Source organism: Nocardioides pymetrozini, from assembly GCF_046058985.1.
GTDB lineage: Bacteria > Actinomycetota > Actinomycetes > Propionibacteriales > Nocardioidaceae > Nocardioides.
Window position 1 is genome coordinate 3,538,416 of record NZ_CP175556.1, and the last position, 15,903, is coordinate 3,554,318.

A 15,903-nucleotide genomic window follows, 5' to 3' on the forward strand; every position below is an offset into this window, starting at 1 on the left:
CGGAGAGACATGCCGGTGACCCCACAGGTTGGAGTCCTGCGGGGTGTGGGGCGGGGTGGCTACTCGTCGGGCGGGTGCGCGGTGTGGATCGGGTGGGTGCCGCGGTGGTCGACGCGGAAGGCGTGGCCGTTCGGACTGGCCCACAGGTAGGTGCCCGGGGTCGGGGTGTCGTAATGCCAGGCCGAGTGGGTCTTCGCGCGGTGATGGCGTCGGCAGAGGGGGACCTCGTTGCACGGGCAGGTCGGTCCGCCGTCGCCGTGCGGCTGGGAGTGGTCGATGTCGCACCGGGTCGCGGGGCGGGTGCAGTGCGGGAAGCGGCAGGTGTGGTCGCGCAGCGCGACGACTCGTTTGTGGCGGTCGGGGACCTCGTAGCTCGTGACGGGGATGTGGTCGGCCAGGTCGATGACCGGGCGGACGGTGATGGTGGTGTCGTGGGCCTGCAGCCATTCCCGAATCTGCTCGCTGCTGATCGGGCAGTTGCCCTGCTCCCACCGACCGACCGGGTTGGCTCCGGTCAACGTGGTGTCGGTGATGTGGACGTTGAGCTCCACCTTCCGGCCCGGAACGGTCGCGACGACCTCGCCGGTCTCCCGGTCAGGGATGAGCAGGTCGAGGGCGAGGTCGGCGCGGGCGAGCTCGGCGGCGGCCTTGGAGCGCCGCACGTCGAGAGAGGAGTGGTCGCCGAGCCGGCCGAGGACCTCAGCACGCCGGGTGACGGCTTGGTTGAGGTCGTGTCCGTCGGCGGCGTCCATGAGCCCGGACACCTCCACGAGGCCGTGGTCGTCGACGTGGGGGTCGATGTCGAACCGTCGCCGGTCCGCTGCCTTGGCTCGTTCGGCTTCTGCGGTGGCGGGGTCGTAGCGGAGGACGGCTTCGGTGATGAGCCGGTCGAGTTGGGCCCACCCGACGCCGGTGGCGTCGTACAGCTGACGGTCCACGAACGCAGCGGCTTCGGAGTTGAGGCCGTGGGTGCGTTCGGCGATCCGTTCGGCCCGCCATGGCGCCAGACGACCGGCCGCGACGGCGTCGTACACGTGCGGGAGTCGCCAGGCGCACTCGATCACCCGACCGACGTACGCCCGCCCACCATCCGGGCTGCGGCCGAGCACCGCGACCAGCTCCATCAGCCCGAACTCCCACACCAACGGAGCACCGTCACCGGCGATCGGGACCCCGGTGTCGAGATAGCCCTCCGTGATCGTGGCGGCACCTTCGGGACCCGTGACGACGTGGTTGCTGGCCCAGGCGACGATCGCCTCCCACTCCTCGACCAGGAGCCGCTGACGAGCCCGGACACCATCGGCCACACGCGACAGCAGCTCTGCTGTCGAACGAGGCGTGGTCCCGAGATCCATGACTGGATTCTCCCACCGACGTACGACACAACGAACGGGAGAAAACCCGCCTGTGGACAGGCGAAACCCGTCCGGCAGGGTGTGAACAACCAGTGCGTCATCGAGTGACGAAAGTCGACCGAGACCACCGCAACCCCAGGGGTCAGACGGGCACAATCTCAAACCCGAACGGGACGTCCAGCCAACCAGCTCAACCACAGCGGCGCGCAACCACGCCAATCGAAAATCAGACCTGGCACCGAGCAAACCCGGAAGGCACACGACACCACCCCCGCGGGTCAGAACCGACCACTCGACAGGTCAGAACCGACGACTCGACGGGTCAGAACCGACGACTCAACCCCCGCGGCGCGCACACCCGGAAGCCACGGCAGACCACCCCAGAGATCAGCCGATGTCGCGCCGCAAGGTCGTCAGCCGCCCGACCAGGGCGAAGACCGCGACGTACGCCAGCAGCACCAGCGCCGCAGCCCACCGCGGCAGCAGGTCGACGGCGCCCGTGGAGCCGAGGAAGGAGGCGCCGATCAGGGAGTCGGCGGCACCACCGGGGAGGTACGACGCCACTCCGGCGAGCGCGTCGACCTGGCCGAGCACGAGCCGGACGATCGGCTCGACGAACTGGGTGAACGCCAAGATCACCACGATCGCCGCGACCTGGTTGGACACGATGCTCCCGAAGGCGACGCCGATGACCGCCCAGAGTGCGACCACGACGACGCCGAGCAGCAGCCCGACGAGCACGTCGCCGTCGCCGAGATAGGAACCGTCGCCCTCGACGGCCAGCAGCGGCGCGCCGCCCGCGACGGTGGCGGCCACGCCGACGAGCCCGGCGACCAGCCCGATCGGCACGACCGACAGGAGCTTGGCCAGCAGGAAGCGGGTGCGGTCGGGCTCGACCAGCAGGCTCTGCGTGATGGTCTTGTGGCGGAACTCCGTGGTCATGGCGAGGCTGCCGATCACCAGCGGGAAGACGTAGCCGATGCCGTTGACCAGGGAGTACGTGGCCCGGGCGGCGTCCTCCCCGACGAGCGGCGGCTCGGCCCCCTCCGGGACGAAGACGAAGGACGCGGACACCGCCGCGGAGACGAAGACCAGGTAGCCGACCATGACGAGCAGGAGCAGCCACCACAGCCGGGTGCTGACCAGCTTGCGGTACTCCGCGAGGAACGCGGCCCTCATCGCCGCGCCTCCTCGTTGCCGCTCTCGGGTCGGGTGAGCTCGAAGAACAGGGCCTCCAGGTCGACGTCGCGGCGGACCAGCTCGTGGAGCTCGACCCCGGCCGCGTGGGCGGCGGCGCCGACCTCGGCGGCGGTGGCGCCCTCGACCGCGAGGCCTTCACCGTCGCGCGAGGTCGTCCAACCGCGGTCGGCGGCGAGCGCGGCCAGCGCCTCGGGGCGTGGCGCGACGACGTACGCCGCCGGGGTCGCCCGGGTGCGCAGCTCGGCGAGCGACGAGGCGTGCCGCAGCCGTCCGTCGGCGATGACCACCACCTCGTCGACGCTGGCCTCGACCTCGCGCAGCAGGTGGCTCGACACCAGGACCGTCCGGCCCTCGTCGGCGAACTGGCGCAACAGGCGCCGGATCCACACGATCCCCTCGGGGTCGAGACCGTTCGTCGGCTCGTCGAGCACGATCACCGGAGGGTCCGCGAGCAGGGCGGTGGCGAGGCCGAGCCGCTGGCGCATGCCCAGGGAGTAGCGCCCGACCCGCTGCTTCGCGGCGTGGTCGAGGCCGACCGCCTCCAGGACCTGGCGGCAGCGCGTCCGGGAGACGCCCACCTGCGGCGCGAACACCTCGAGGTGGGCGAGGCCGGTCCGGCCCGGGTGGAAGCTGGACGCCTCGAGCGCGGCGCCGACGATCCGTCCGGGCCGCGCGTGCGCGGCGTACTCCCTGTCCCCCACCAGCGCGCGTCCCGCGCTGGGCCGCGTGAGCCCGAGCAGCATCCGCAGGGTCGTGGTCTTGCCGGCTCCGTTGGGGCCGAGGAAGCCGGTGACCGCTCCCGGTCGCACGGTGAACGTCAGGTCGTCGACCGCGCGGACCGCACCGAACTGCTTGGTGAGCCCGTCGATCGCCAGGGTGGGGGCGCTCATGGTGACACCTTGCCATTGTGCCCCGGCGGGCCGCCGCCCGGGTCAGAGCGCCAGTCGCTCCCGTACGACGTCCGCGAGCCGCTGCGCGACGCCGTCGGCCTGCTCGGCGGTCGGCGCCTCGACCATCACCCGCACGAGCGGCTCGGTGCCGGAGGGGCGGAGCAGGACGCGACCCGTCGTACCGAGCTCCGCCTCGGCGCCGGCGACGGCCTCGACGAGGGCAGGGTCGTCGGTGCGGGCGCGGTCGACCCCGGGGACGTTCACGAGCACCTGTGGGAGCCGCGTCATCACGCCGGCGAGCTCCCGCAGCGGACGGCCGGTGGTGGCCATCCGGCGGGCGACGTGGAGGGCGGTGAGGATGCCGTCACCGGTCGTGGCGTGCTCGCGCATGATCACGTGGCCGGACTGCTCGCCGCCGAGGCTGAAGCCGCCGCGCCGCATCTCGTCGAGGACGTACCGGTCGCCGACGGCGGTCTGGACGACCTCGATGCCGGCGCCGTCCATGGCCTGCAGCAGGCCGAGGTTGCTCATCACGGTGGCCACCAGTGTGTCCCCGACCAGGCTGCCGGACTCGCGCAGGGCGAGCGCGAGGACCGCCATGATCTGGTCGCCGTCGACGATCTCCCCGGTGTGGTCCACGGCCAGGCACCGGTCGGCGTCGCCGTCGACGGCGAAGCCCGCGTCGGCCCCGTGGTCCAGCACCGCCTTCTGCAGCGGGCCGAGATGGGTCGAGCCGCATCCGTCATTGATGTTGAGCCCGTCGGGCGAGGCGCCGATGGTGACGACCTCCGCGCCGGCGGCGGTGAGCGCGCGGGGACCGACCTCGCTGGCCGCGCCGTGCGCGCAGTCGAGCACGAGCTTGAGGCCGGCGAGAGGCCTGCCGGCGGGCGCGTCGAGGGTGCGGACCAGGTGGTCGACGTACTCCTTGACGGTGGGACCGTACGGCGTCACGCGGCCCACCGCTGCGCCGGTCGGGCGGTCCCAGTCCTGGCCGAGGAGCGCCTCGATCTCGCGCTCGAGCGCGTCGTCGAGCTTGACTCCCCCGCGGGCGAGGAACTTGATCCCGTTGTCGGGCATCGGGTTGTGCGAGGCGCTGATGACGACACCGACGTCGGCGCCCAGGGCGTCGGTGAAGTACGCGACGCCGGGCGTGGGCAGCACCCGCAGGCGCAGTACGTCGACCCCGGCGGAGGCCAGCCCCGCGACCACGGCGTGCTCGAGGAACTGCCCGGAGATCCGGGTGTCCCGGCCGACGACCGCGAGCGGCCGTGGGCGGCTGTAGCCACCGTGCTCGACCAGCACCCGGGCGGCGGCGCTGCCGAGGTCCACCGCCAGCTCGGCGGTCAGCTTGTCGTTGGCGAGGCCTCGGACCCCGTCGGTCCCGAAGATGCGCGGCACGTGCTCCCCCTGAGCTCAGCGATACGGGTGTCGAAAACGGCGACAGGGCCACGGACCGCGGCAGCGGTGCGTGGCCCTGTCGTGATGATCTGCCGAGTGGCGGATCAGCGCTTGCTGTACTGCGGGGCCTTGCGGGCCTTCTTGAGACCGGCCTTCTTGCGCTCGGTCGCCCGGGCGTCGCGGGTCAGCAGACCGGCCTTCTTCAGCGTCGGGCGGTAGGCGTCGAGGTCGATCCCGTTCAGGGAGCGCGCCACGCCGAGGCGCAGGGCACCGGCCTGGCCGGTGATGCCGCCGCCGTGGATGCGGGCGATGACGTCGAAACGGCCCTCGAGGCCCAGCGCCGCGAAGGGCTCGTTGACGACCTGCTGGTGCAGCTTGTTCGGGAAGTAGTCGTCGATGGTCCGGCCGTTGATGGTCCAGTTGCCGGTGCCCGGGACGATGCGCACGCGGGCCACGGCCTCCTTGCGGCGGCCGGTGGCGGCGCCGGGGGCGACGGTGACGGGGCGGTCGTCGGCGAGGGCCGACGGGGAGGTCTCGCTGGTGTAGGCGACACCCTGCTCGTCGGTCTCGAAGGTCTCCTCGACCTCACCAGGGGTGGTGTTGTTCTCAGTCACGATGGGTTAGTCCTCAGTCCGTTCAGATCAGTCGAGAAGTCACTGGGAGATCTGGGAGATCTCGTAGGGCACGGCCTTCTGGGCCTGGTGGGGGTGAGCCGGGCCGCTGTAGACCTTCAGCTTCTTGATCATCTGCCGGCCGAGACGGTTCTTCGGCAGCATGCCCCACACAGCCTTCTCGACGGCCTTGCGGGCGTCCTTGTCGAGGACCTCGCCGATGGGCGTCGCGGTGAGACCGCCCGGGAAGCCGGAGTGGCGGTAGACCATCTTGTCGGCGCGCTTGTTGCCGGACAGGGCGACCTTGTCGGCGTTGATGACGATGACGAAGTCACCGGTGTCGGCGTTCGGCGCGAAGATCGGCTTGTGCTTGCCGCGCAGCAGGTTGGCGGCGGTGACAGCCAGGCGACCGAGGACGACGTCGGTCGCGTCGATCACGAGCCAGGCGCGCTCGACGTCGCCGGGCTTCGGAGCGTAGGTGCGCATGATGCGTACCCTTCCTTGCTAGTTCGTTGACCGTGCGGCGGGCGCCGCTCGGGTGGTGCCCTGCGCCTCTGGTGGTCCAGACCGCTGGGGCGGCGTCTCCTGACGAACTCAGCCCGGCCCACGCACGCTCGTCTCTCGACGATCCATGGGCGATCCGGGTCTGCCCCGCACCGACCGGAGTCGTGACGTGCGAAGCGGCAGAAGACGCGACCTGCAAGATTACGGCGGCGCCGCGGCGCCGGTCAAAACGCCGGTGCCGCCCTCGGTGGGCCTTGTGCCGGCTGATGGGCTGCTGCGGATTCACCACGGGATGTAGCCGAATCCGAGCATCTGTAGCGGAACTCCGCACGGGAAGCGCGGCTCCGCCTACATCCCGTGGTGAATCCGCGCCGGTTCGCCTACATCCCGTGGTGAATCCGCCACGCCACCACGACACCCTCCCCCACACCCGGAAGTGACCCGTGTCACACTCGGTCCCCGGGAGAGAGGCGCTCATGGACTCAGGACTCGTGTCGGTCGGGCTGCCGGCCGCGCTGGCGATCATCATGTTCGGCCTGGGCCTGGCGCTCACGCTCGGGGACTTCGGGCGGGTCGCGCGGACGCCGCGTGCGGTCGGCGTCGCGCTGGCGGCGCAGCTGCTCGTACTCCCGGCGGTCTGCTTCGGGCTCGTCCTGGCGCTCGACCTCGACCCTCTCCTCGCGGTCGGGATGATGCTGCTGGCAGCCTCGCCCGGTGGGACCACGGCGAACCTCTTCAGCCACCTGTTCCGCGGCGATGTCGCCCTCAACATCACCCTCACGGCCGTGAACTCGCTGGTCGCGGTCGTCAGCCTGCCGCTGGTGGTGAACTTCGCCGTGGGCTGGTTCGACCCGCCGGGGGCCGACGACATCGGTCTGCAGCTGGGCAAGACCGCGCAGGTCTTCGCGATCGTCCTGGTGCCGGTCGCGCTCGGCATGGCGGTGCGCCGCGCCTCGCCGGCGTTCGCGGCGCGCGCGGACAAGCCGGTGCGCATCGCGTCGGCGGTCGTCCTCGCGCTGGTGATCGCCGGGGCCCTGGTCGGGGAGCGGGAGAACCTCGCCGACTATCTCGCCGACATCGGGGTCGCGACGACCCTGTTCTGCGCGCTGAGCCTCGGGCTCGGGTACCTGCTCCCCCGGCTCGCCCGTACGACGGAGCGGCAGGCGCTGGCGTCGGCCTTCGAGGTGGGCATCCACAACAGCACGCTGGCGATCGCGGTCGCCCTCAGCGTCCTCGACAACGACACCCTGGCGGTTCCGGCGGCGGTGTACGGCGTCTTGATGTTCCCGCTCGCGCTGCTCGCCGGCTGGCTGCTCACCCGCCACCGGGAGGACCACCCCGACGACGCCCACCCGTGAGAAATCGGACACCGCCTTTTGGGACCGTGACGTAGGCGACTAGGTTGCAAGGGTGACTGACTCTCTCACCGTACGCGACAACCGCACCGGCGCGGAGTACGAGATCCCGATCGTCGACGGCACCATCAAGGCAGCCGACCTCGGGCAGATCAAGCTCAACGACGACGAGCCGGGCCTCGCGACCTACGACCCGGGCTTCGTGAACACGGCCTCCTGCAGGAGCTCCATCACCTACATCGACGGCGACAAGGGCATCCTCGAGTACCGCGGGTACCCGATCGAGCAGCTCGCCGAGAAGTCGAACTTCCTCGAGGTGGCCTATCTGCTCATCCACGGCGACCTGCCCACCAAGGAGCAGTACGACGCCTGGGCCCACGAGATCACGTACCACACGTTCGTGCACGAGAACGTGAAGGGCTTCATGGAGGGCTTCCGCTACGACGCGCACCCGATGGGGATGCTGATGGCGTCGGTGGGGGCCCTCTCGACGTTCTACCCCGAGTCGGCGCGCATCGACGACCCGGAGAACCGTCACATCCAGATCGTCCGGATGATCGCCAAGATGCCGACCCTCGGCGCCTGGGCGTTCCGCCACGCGCAGGGCAAGCCGTACGTCTACCCGGACAACGAGCTCTCCTACGCCGAGAACTTCCTGTCCATGCTGTTCAAGATGAGCGAGTCGACGTACGCCGCCGACCCGCGCATCGCGAAGGCGCTCGACGTGCTGTTCATCCTGCACGCCGACCACGAGCAGAACTGCTCGACCAACGCCGTGCGCTCGGTGGGCTCCTCGCAGGTCGACCCGTACTCCGCCGTCGCTGCCGGCATCGGCGCGCTCTTCGGCCCGCTGCACGGCGGCGCGAACGAGGCGGTGCTGCGGATGCTGCGCCGGATCGGCACGAAGGAGAACATCCCCGCCTTCATCGAGGGCGTGAAGAACGGCGACGAGCGCCTGATGGGCTTCGGTCACCGGGTCTACAAGAACTACGACCCCAGGGCCAAGATCATCAAGAAGGCCTGTGACGACGTCTTCGAGGTCACCGGCGTCAACCCGCTCCTGGAGGTCGCCCAGGAGCTGGAGAAGATCGCGCTCGAGGACGAGTACTTCGTCAAGCGGCGCCTCTACCCGAACGTCGACTTCTACTCCGGCCTCATCTACGAGGCGCTGGAGTTCCCGCCGGAGATGTTCACCGTCCTCTTCGCGATCGGCCGCACCCCCGGCTGGCTCGCGCAGTGGCTGGAGCTGACCCAGGACAAGGAGCAGAAGATCGCGCGCCCGAAGCAGATCTACACCGGCGGCCGCGGCCTGACCTACGTTCCGGCCGAGGAGCGCTGGGCGTAGGACCGCCCTGCCCCTTGCGAGCGACCCTGGTCACCTGGTGACCGGGGTCGTTCGCCGTTCGGGCGAGCAGGGCCTCGATGTCGACCGGGACCTCGACGTCCCCGGAGCGCAGGGTGAGCCCGAGACCGTCGCCGAGCATCCCACGGTCCGCACCCAGCAGCCCCGCCGCAACCGCGAGCGTCAGGCCCGGGGAAAGGCCGGCAGCTCGGCGGCGTACAGCCACGGACCGAGCACCGTCGCGACGTCGGTGCCGGTGCGCTCGGAGGCGAAGGCGAGGAAGTCCTCGGTCGTGACCGACGCGCCCGCGCGGTCGGCCGCCCAGCCGGACAGCAGGTCGAAGAACGCGTCGTCGCCGAGCGCGGTCCGCAGGGCGTGGAGGGTGAGGGCGCCGCGCTTGTAGACCCGGTCGTCGAACATCAGCTCCGGGCCCGGGTCGGCGAGGACCAGGTCCTGGTCGAGGCCCGCGAGCCGGTCGTGGTGGTCACGGGCCCACTCGTCGCAGGTGCGCGGTCCGCCGCTCTCCTCCGACCACAGCCACTCGGCGTAGCACGCGAAGCCCTCGTGCAGCCAGATGTCCTGCCAGCGGCGCAGGGTGACGGCGTTGCCGTACCACTGGTGGGCCAGCTCGTGGGCGACCAACCGGACCTGCTCCCAGTCGGAGGAGCAGAAGTTGCGGCCGAAGGTCGACAGGCTCTGGCTCTCGAGCGGGATCTCCAGGTCGTCGTCGGTGATGACCGCTGCGTAGGCGTCGAAGGGGTACGGCCCGAAGACCCGCTCGAAGAACGCCAGCATGGCCGGCTGCTGGTCGAAGGAGCCGGCCAGGTCCGCGTCGGACGGCGCAACGGTGCGGGTGCGCGGGTCGTGCTGGGTCGTCGCGTAGCGGCCGATCTGGACGGTGGCGAGATAGCTCGCCATGGGCCGGTCCATCACCCAGGACCAGCGCTCCGCGCTCGCACGGCGCTGACGGTCGGCCAGCGAGCCGTTGGAGACGACGGTGTAGCCCGCCGGGGCGGCGATGTCGATCCGGTAGGTCGCCTTGTCGTCGGGGCGGTCGTTGCACGGGAACCACGTGGGCGCGCCGTGCGGCTGCGCCGCCACGATGACGCCGTCCTCGAGCTCCTCCCAGCCCGCGTCGCCGTGCACCCGGTCCACGACGGGTCGCGGCGAGCCGCCGTAGACCACGGTCAGCCGCAGCGAGGTCTCCGCGGCGACCGCGCCGTCGAGCTGCAGGACCAGCCGGTGGTCGCGGGCCGACCACTTCCTCAGCCGAGCTCCGTCGAGGCGCACCTTCGTGGCGCGCAGGTGGGCGAGGTCGAGGACTAGCCGCGCCGTCTCCTCCCGCACCACGAGGTCGAGCACGGCCGTGCCGTCGAGGCGGTTGCCGTCGGGCACGTAGGCGAGGTCGAGGTCGTAGTGACGTACGGCGTACGACGGGTCGCCGTGGCCGGCGACATAGGGGTCCGCGGTCGGAAGATGGGGCACGGCGGCGCGCCTCAGTCCGCCCACGGGCCGATGGGGTTCCCGATCCACCTCGTCTTGTCCGGCACGGACTCCCCCCTCATCACCAAGGACACCGGCCCGACCGTAGCGTGCCGACCCAACGACGCGGCCGGCAGCACGACCGAGTTCGGCCCGACGGTGGCTCCGCGACGCAGGCGCACCGCGTCGATCGACAGCAGCCGGTCGTGGAAGAGATGGGTCTGCACGACGCTGCCCTGGTTGACGGTGGCGCCGTCGCCCAGCTCGACGAGGTCCGGCTCGGGCAGCCAGTACGACTCGCACCACACGCCGCGGCCGACCCGCGCGCCGAGCGCCCGGAACCACGCGGTGATCAGCGGGGAGCCGGTGGCCAGGCCGGCGAACCACGGTGTCGCGACGACCTCGACGAAGGTGTCGGCGAGCTCGTTGCGCCACACGAAGGAGCTCCACAGCGGGTGCGCCCCGGCCCGGACCCGGCCGACCAGCAGCCACTTCGCCGCGATCGCGACGGCGGCGGCGAGCAGCCCGCCGACCCACAGCAGGAGCGGTACGACGAGCACGCCGGCGAGCGCGCCGTACGCGGCCCACACCGCCAGGGTGCCGAGCGCGACGCCCAGCGGCAGGCACACGGCGAGGGTGACGGGCAGCAGCCGGGCCAGCTCCCAGCAGGCGCGAGCCACCTTGAGCCGGAGCGGCGGCGCGTAGGTCCGCTCGTCCGCGGAGCCCTGGGTCGCACGGCGCAGGGCCGCGGGCGGGCTGCCGAGCCACGACTCGCCGGCCCTGACCCTGCTGCGCGCCGGAGCCGCGGAGAGGACGGCGACGAGGGAGCGCTTCGGCACCTTGCGCCCGGGCGCCGCCATCGCGGAGTTGCCGACGAAGGCGCGCTTGCCGACCTTCACGCGCTCCGCGCGCAGCCATCCGCCGCCGAGCTCGTACCCGCCGATGAGCGTGTCGTCGGCGAGGAAGGCCTGGTCGCTGACCGTGACGAGCGACGGGATCATCAGCGCGGTGGACGCCTCGACGTCCTTGCCGATGCGCGCGCCGAGGAGGCGCAGCCACAGCGGGGTGAGCTGTGAGCTGTAGAGCGGGAACAGCCACGTCCGGGCCTCGTCGAGCACCCGGACCGTCGACCACACGCACAGGGCCGGCCGGCTCTGCAACGGGTGTGCTCCCGCGCTCACTCCCAGGGCCAGCAGGCGGACCGCGCCGACGACGAGGACGGCGAGCAGCGCGAAGCCCGCGAGCGCGCCGGGCAGGAGCCACGGCGCGAGGGCCGCCACGGCGTCGCCGGCATCCGTGGTCGCATCCAGGTCGGCGGCCAGCAGCACGGGGATCGCGACGGCCAGCACCGCGACGGCCGGCAGGCCGGAGAGCAGGCCCGCCGCGGCGGCGTACAGGACCGTCCAGCGGCGAAGGGCGCCCCGTGAGGCCGCGGGTCGCTCGGCCCATGGACCGCGCGCGAGCGAGCTCACCCGGACTGCGGGCGCACCCGACCAGAACTCCCCGGCCGGGACCTCGCCGAACACGGCCGACCCCGGAGCGACCTCCGCGTCGTCGCCGACGACCGCGCCGGGACAGAGCATGGAGCGCGTGCCGACCCGGGAGCGGCGCCCGATCCGGACCGCGCCGACGTGGAGGGTGTCGCCGTCGATCCAGTAGCCGGTGAGATCGACCTCGGGCTCGACCGAGGCGCCCTTGCCGACCGTGAGATGACCGGTGACCGGTGGCAGCGCGTGCAGGTCCGCGCCGCGGGCGACCTTCGCGCCGAGCAGGCGGGCGTACCAGGTGATGTACGGCGCACCCGCCAGCCGGGTCGCGCCCAGCTCGTCCGCGATCCGCTCGGCCGTCCAGATCCGCAGGTGGACCTTGCCGCCGCGGGGGTACTCCCCCGGCGTCACGCCCCTCAGCACCGCCTGGGCCAGCTTCGCCGCGACGAGCATGCGCCCCGGCGGGCTCACGAAGAGGACGAGCAGCAGGACCAGCAGCCACCACGGCACGGCGGGCAACCAGCCGACGTCCAGAAGGTCGTGCGCGAGCCGCGCGCCGGCCAGCGTCACGGTGAGCCAGCGCGGCGCGGCGAGCGCCCGGAGCAGCGGGACGGCGAGCACCTGTCCCACCTGGGTCTTGCGCGGGATCGGCTTCACCCTGCGGCTCTGCTCGGCCAGCGCCGCCGGCTCGAGCGCGTCGAGGAAGCCCGCGAGCCCCGCGACCGTGGGGTTCTCGTAGAGGTCCGCGACGGTGAGCTCGGGGTGGTCGGCACGGAGGAGGGTGACGACCTGGGCCGCGGTCAGGCTGCCACCGCCGAGGTCGAAGAAGTCCGCGCCCGGCCCGTCCGGAGCCGCACCGACGACCCTCTGCCAGACCTCCGCGATCCGGGCCGCGGTGCCGTGCAGGCCGGCCTCGGCGGGATCGGCCACCGTCAGCGGCCACGGCAGCGCGTCGCGGTCGACCTTCCCGGAGGTGCGGGTCGGGATGGCGTCCACGACCGCCAGCCGCGGCACGAGAGCGGCCGGCATCGTCGCGCGCAGGCGGGCGGTGGCTGCGGCGCCGTCGTACCCGCCGGCGACGGCGACATAGCCGACGAGGAGCTGGTTGCCCGTGCTGGTGCGGCGGACGGCGGCCGCGGCGGCGCTCACCCCGGGCAGGGCCAGCAGCGCCGAGTCGATCTCGCCCAGCTCGATCCGTCGCCCGCCGACCTTCACCTGGTCGTCGGCACGGCCGGCGAACAGCAGCCCGGCGGGGTCGTTCACGACGATGTCGCCGCTGCGGTAGGCGCGCTCCCAGCCCAGGCTCGGCATGGGTGCGTACTTCTCCGCGTCCTTGGCGGGGTCGAGATAGCGAGCCAGCCCGACGCCGCCGATGATCAGCTCCCCGCGCTCACCCTCGGCGACCGGCTCTCCCGTCGCCGGGTCGACGACCGCGAGGTCCCAGCCCGCCAGGGGCAGGCCGATCCGCACCGGCCCGCTCGCGTCGACCCGGGCACCGCAGGCGACGACCGTCGCCTCGGTCGGACCGTAGGTGTTCCAGACCTCCCGGCCCTCGCGGACCAGCCGGGTGGCGAGCTCGGGCGGCAGCGCCTCGCCCCCGAGGATCAGCAGGCGCACGCGCTCCAGGGCCTCGTCGGGCCACAGGCTGACCAGGGTCGGGACGGTCGAGACGACCGTGATGGCGTTCGCGGTGAGCCAGGGGCCGACGTCCACGCCGCTGCGGACGAGCGCCCGCGGCGCGGGCACCAGGCAGGCGCCGTACCGCCAGGCCAGCCACATCTCCTCGCAGCTGGCGTCGAAGGCGACGCTGAGGCCGGCCATCACCCGGTCGGCCGGGCCGACGGGGGCGTCCTGCAGGAACATCCCGGCCTCGGCGTCGACGAACGCCGCGGCGCTGCGGTGGGTGACCGCGACTCCCTTGGGCGTGCCCGTCGAGCCGGAGGTGAAGATGACCCAGGCGTCGTCCTGCGGCGCGGGATCGCGGCGCTCGCGGGGGCCCGCCTCGCGGCGGGACTCGATGACCAGGCCCGCGCCGACCACCGCGGCGACCTGGGCCTCCCCGAACACCAGCCGGGCGCGCTCCTCCGGGTCGTCGGCGTCGACGGGGACATAGGCGGCTCCGGCGAAGAGGACGCCGGTGATCGCGACGTACAGGTCGGTCGTCCCGGACGGCAGCCGCACTCCCACCCGGTCACCCGGACCGATCCCCAGCTCGGCGAGGTCGGCGGCGACCGTCTCGGCCGCCTCGACGAGCTCGGCGTAGGTGACCATGTCGCTGCCGCTGTCGAGCGCCATCGCGTCGGGATGGTCGGCCGCCGTACGACGCAGGACGTCGACGAGCGTGCGCGGGGCGGGTGCCTCCGCGCCGCGGAGCAGGGGGTTCACCTCTCGATCCTGGTCGGTGGAGGTGAACGCGAGATGTCCGCCCGATGCGCGCTCCGTTGTGCGTCGTTGTGATGTGGGCCACAATCTCACGCGTGAGCGCGACGACGGAGTCCGAGTCCCCTGTCCCTGCTTCCGCGACCCGGGCGTGGCCCCCGGCGACGCCGCCGGAGCCGACGTACGTCGAGGACCGGCTGAACTACTGGGCGGAGGCCACGCCGGACGCCGAGGCGATGACCTATCTCGGTCGCACGTGGACGTGGAAGGAGTGGCACGACCGCGTGCACCGGGCGGCGGGCGGGCTGCGCGACCTCGGGATCGCCCGTGGGGACGTGGTGTCCTTCCTCGACAAGAACCATCCCGCCTGCGTGGAGATCAGCCTCGCCGCCGGCTCGATCGGCGCCGCGAACGCGATCATCAACTGGCGCTCGGCGGGCGACGAGATCGACTACGCGGTCAACGACTCCGGTGCGAAGGTGCTCTTCGTCGGCCGCGAGCTGATGCCCACCATCGACGCGATCCGCGACCGGCTGCCGAACGTCCAGCGGATCATCGAGGTCACCCCGGACGGCGGGGAGGACGACGAGTACGAGCAGTTCCTCGCCGCGGCCACGCCCTGCGACGACGGCCCCGACGTGCTCGAGGACGACGTGTGCCTGGTCATGTACTCCTCCGGCACGACCGGGCGGCCCAAGGGCGTGATGCTCACGCACCGCAACATGGTCCGGCACACGATCAACGCCCACGACGGCTGGGGCTTCGAGCCCGGGGACAAGTCGATGGTCGCGATGCCGCTGTTCCACGTCGGCGGGTCGTCGTACGTCCTGTTCGGGATCCACGACGGCATCCCCAGCGTGATGACCCGCGAGCCGGACGCGGCGTCCCTCGCCGGCGCGATCATGGCCGGCGCCAACCGGACCTTCCTCGTGCCCGCGGTGCTCGCGCAGGTGCTCCAGGCGGGCCCCGATGCGGTCAAGCTGTTCGGCCTGCTCAAGACCTACACGTACGGCGCGGCGCCGATGCCGCCGCCGCTGCTGCGCGCGGCGATGGAGGCCTGGCCGGACACCGACTTCATCCAGGTGTACGGGCTCACCGAGGTCGCCGGCGTCGCGACCCACCTGATGCCCGAGGACCACCGCACCGCCGAGGCCGAGGGCCACCCGGAACGGCTCCTGTCGGCGGGCAGGCCGATCCCCGAGTGCGAGGTGCGGATCGTGGACCCGGCGACGCTGAGCGACGTCGGGGTGGGCGAGCACGGCGAGATCTGGCTCAAGACGCCGCAGCTGATGAAGGGGTTCCTGAACAAGCCGGAGGCCACCGCCGAGGTGGTCACGGAGGACGGCTGGTTCCGCACCGGCGACATGGGCCACGTCGACGAGGACGGCTTCGTCTTCGTCTCCGACCGGCTCAAGGACATGATCATCACGGGCGGCGAGAACGTGTACTCGCCCGAGGTCGAGCGGGTGCTCTCCGAGCATCCCGACGTGCTGGAGGTCGCCGTGATCGGCGTACCGGACCCGACCTGGGGCGAGTCGGTGAAGGCGGTCGTCGCGCTCAAGGAGGGCTCGGACGCCAGCGAGGTGGAGCTGGTCGAGTGGACCCGGGAGCGGATCGCCCACTTCAAGGCCCCCAAGAGCATCGACATCGTCCCCGCCCTCCCGCGCAACCCGACGGGCAAGATCCTCAAGCGCGAGCTGCGCAAGCCGTACTGGGACGAGCGGGACCGCCAGGTCTGACTCCCCGGCTCCGTTGAGTCGTCGCTTCTCACCCGTTGAGTCGTCGCCTGTGACCCGTTGAGTCGTCACCTCGCCCGGTCCGCGGCGTCGATCGGGTCACGCGCGCTCGCGGAGGTCGGATCTCGACGGGTGGGAAGTGACGACTCGACGGGTGGGAAGTG

At 72.0% G+C, this 15,903-nt stretch carries 11 protein-coding genes; 3 read left to right on the forward strand and 8 right to left on the reverse strand.

All coding sequences use genetic code 11. The features are described from left to right. Positions 1–59: 59 nt before the first annotated feature. From ACJ5H2_RS17335 to rplM, 6 genes are all read right to left on the reverse strand, one after another. Positions 60–1,355, reverse strand: coding sequence for a hypothetical protein (locus tag ACJ5H2_RS17335; RefSeq protein ID WP_408896682.1), 1,296 nt, complete (start codon positions 1,353–1,355; stop codon positions 60–62). A gap of 387 nt (positions 1,356–1,742) precedes the next feature. Beyond that, positions 1,743–2,534 carry an ABC transporter permease gene (locus ACJ5H2_RS17340; RefSeq protein ID WP_408896683.1) on the reverse strand — a complete coding sequence of 264 codons (792 nt, stop codon included), beginning with the start codon at positions 2,532–2,534 and terminating at the stop codon, positions 1,743–1,745. Beyond that, positions 2,531–3,445 carry an ABC transporter ATP-binding protein gene (locus ACJ5H2_RS17345; protein WP_408896684.1) on the reverse strand — a complete coding sequence of 305 codons (915 nt, stop codon included), beginning with the start codon at positions 3,443–3,445 and terminating at the stop codon, positions 2,531–2,533. The genes ACJ5H2_RS17340 and ACJ5H2_RS17345 overlap by 4 nt, the downstream gene beginning before the upstream one ends. A 42-nt stretch (positions 3,446–3,487) precedes the next feature. Continuing rightward, complete coding sequence (gene glmM, locus ACJ5H2_RS17350; protein ID WP_408896685.1) at positions 3,488–4,843, reverse strand: phosphoglucosamine mutase; 1,356 nt, start codon at positions 4,841–4,843, stop codon at positions 3,488–3,490. A 104-nt stretch (positions 4,844–4,947) separates the two neighbouring features. Next, entirely contained in the window at positions 4,948–5,457 is a 510-nt protein-coding gene (gene rpsI / locus ACJ5H2_RS17355) for a 30S ribosomal protein S9 (protein ID WP_408896686.1), read from the reverse strand. Between the two features lie 39 nt (positions 5,458–5,496). Next, positions 5,497–5,940 carry a 50S ribosomal protein L13 gene (rplM, locus tag ACJ5H2_RS17360; RefSeq protein WP_408896687.1) on the reverse strand — a complete coding sequence of 148 codons (444 nt, stop codon included), beginning with the start codon at positions 5,938–5,940 and terminating at the stop codon, positions 5,497–5,499. A gap of 494 nt (positions 5,941–6,434) precedes the next feature. Between rplM and ACJ5H2_RS17365 the strand changes: the two genes are divergently transcribed. Beyond that, positions 6,435–7,316 carry a bile acid:sodium symporter family protein gene (locus ACJ5H2_RS17365; protein WP_408896688.1) on the forward strand — a complete coding sequence of 294 codons (882 nt, stop codon included), beginning with the start codon at positions 6,435–6,437 and terminating at the stop codon, positions 7,314–7,316. 52 nt (positions 7,317–7,368) lie between these two features. Then, positions 7,369–8,658 carry a citrate synthase gene (locus tag ACJ5H2_RS17370; protein ID WP_408896689.1) on the forward strand — a complete coding sequence of 430 codons (1,290 nt, stop codon included), beginning with the start codon at positions 7,369–7,371 and terminating at the stop codon, positions 8,656–8,658. A gap of 180 nt (positions 8,659–8,838) precedes the next feature. Here the strand turns inward: ACJ5H2_RS17370 and ACJ5H2_RS17375 are convergent, their stop codons facing one another. Next, the gene (locus ACJ5H2_RS17375) at positions 8,839–10,140 is read right to left on the reverse strand and encodes a M1 family metallopeptidase (protein ID WP_408896690.1); all 1,302 of its coding nucleotides are present in this window, start codon (positions 10,138–10,140) and stop codon (positions 8,839–8,841) included. An 11-nt stretch (positions 10,141–10,151) separates the two neighbouring features. Continuing rightward, positions 10,152–14,009: a Pls/PosA family non-ribosomal peptide synthetase gene (locus ACJ5H2_RS17380; RefSeq protein ID WP_408896691.1), complete on the reverse strand. Its 3,858-nt coding sequence runs from the start codon at positions 14,007–14,009 to the stop codon at positions 10,152–10,154. A 92-nt stretch (positions 14,010–14,101) separates the two neighbouring features. Between ACJ5H2_RS17380 and ACJ5H2_RS17385 the strand changes: the two genes are divergently transcribed. Beyond that, on the forward strand, positions 14,102–15,742 hold the full coding sequence (locus ACJ5H2_RS17385) for a long-chain-fatty-acid--CoA ligase (RefSeq protein ID WP_408896692.1): 1,641 nt from the start codon (positions 14,102–14,104) through the stop codon (positions 15,740–15,742). Positions 15,743–15,903: the final 161 nt, after the last annotated feature.

Coding starts and splice junctions, on each gene's coding strand:
- ACJ5H2_RS17345 (WP_408896684.1), bottom strand. CDS start 3,445: ATGAGCGCCCCCACCCTGGCGATCGACGGGCTCACCAAGCAGTTCGGT.
- rplM (WP_408896687.1), bottom strand. CDS start 5,940: ATGCGCACCTACGCTCCGAAGCCCGGCGACGTCGAGCGCGCCTGGCTC.
- ACJ5H2_RS17365 (WP_408896688.1), top strand. CDS start 6,435: ATGGACTCAGGACTCGTGTCGGTCGGGCTGCCGGCCGCGCTGGCGATC.
- ACJ5H2_RS17340 (WP_408896683.1), bottom strand. CDS start 2,534: ATGAGGGCCGCGTTCCTCGCGGAGTACCGCAAGCTGGTCAGCACCCGG.
- ACJ5H2_RS17335 (WP_408896682.1), bottom strand. CDS start 1,355: ATGGATCTCGGGACCACGCCTCGTTCGACAGCAGAGCTGCTGTCGCGT.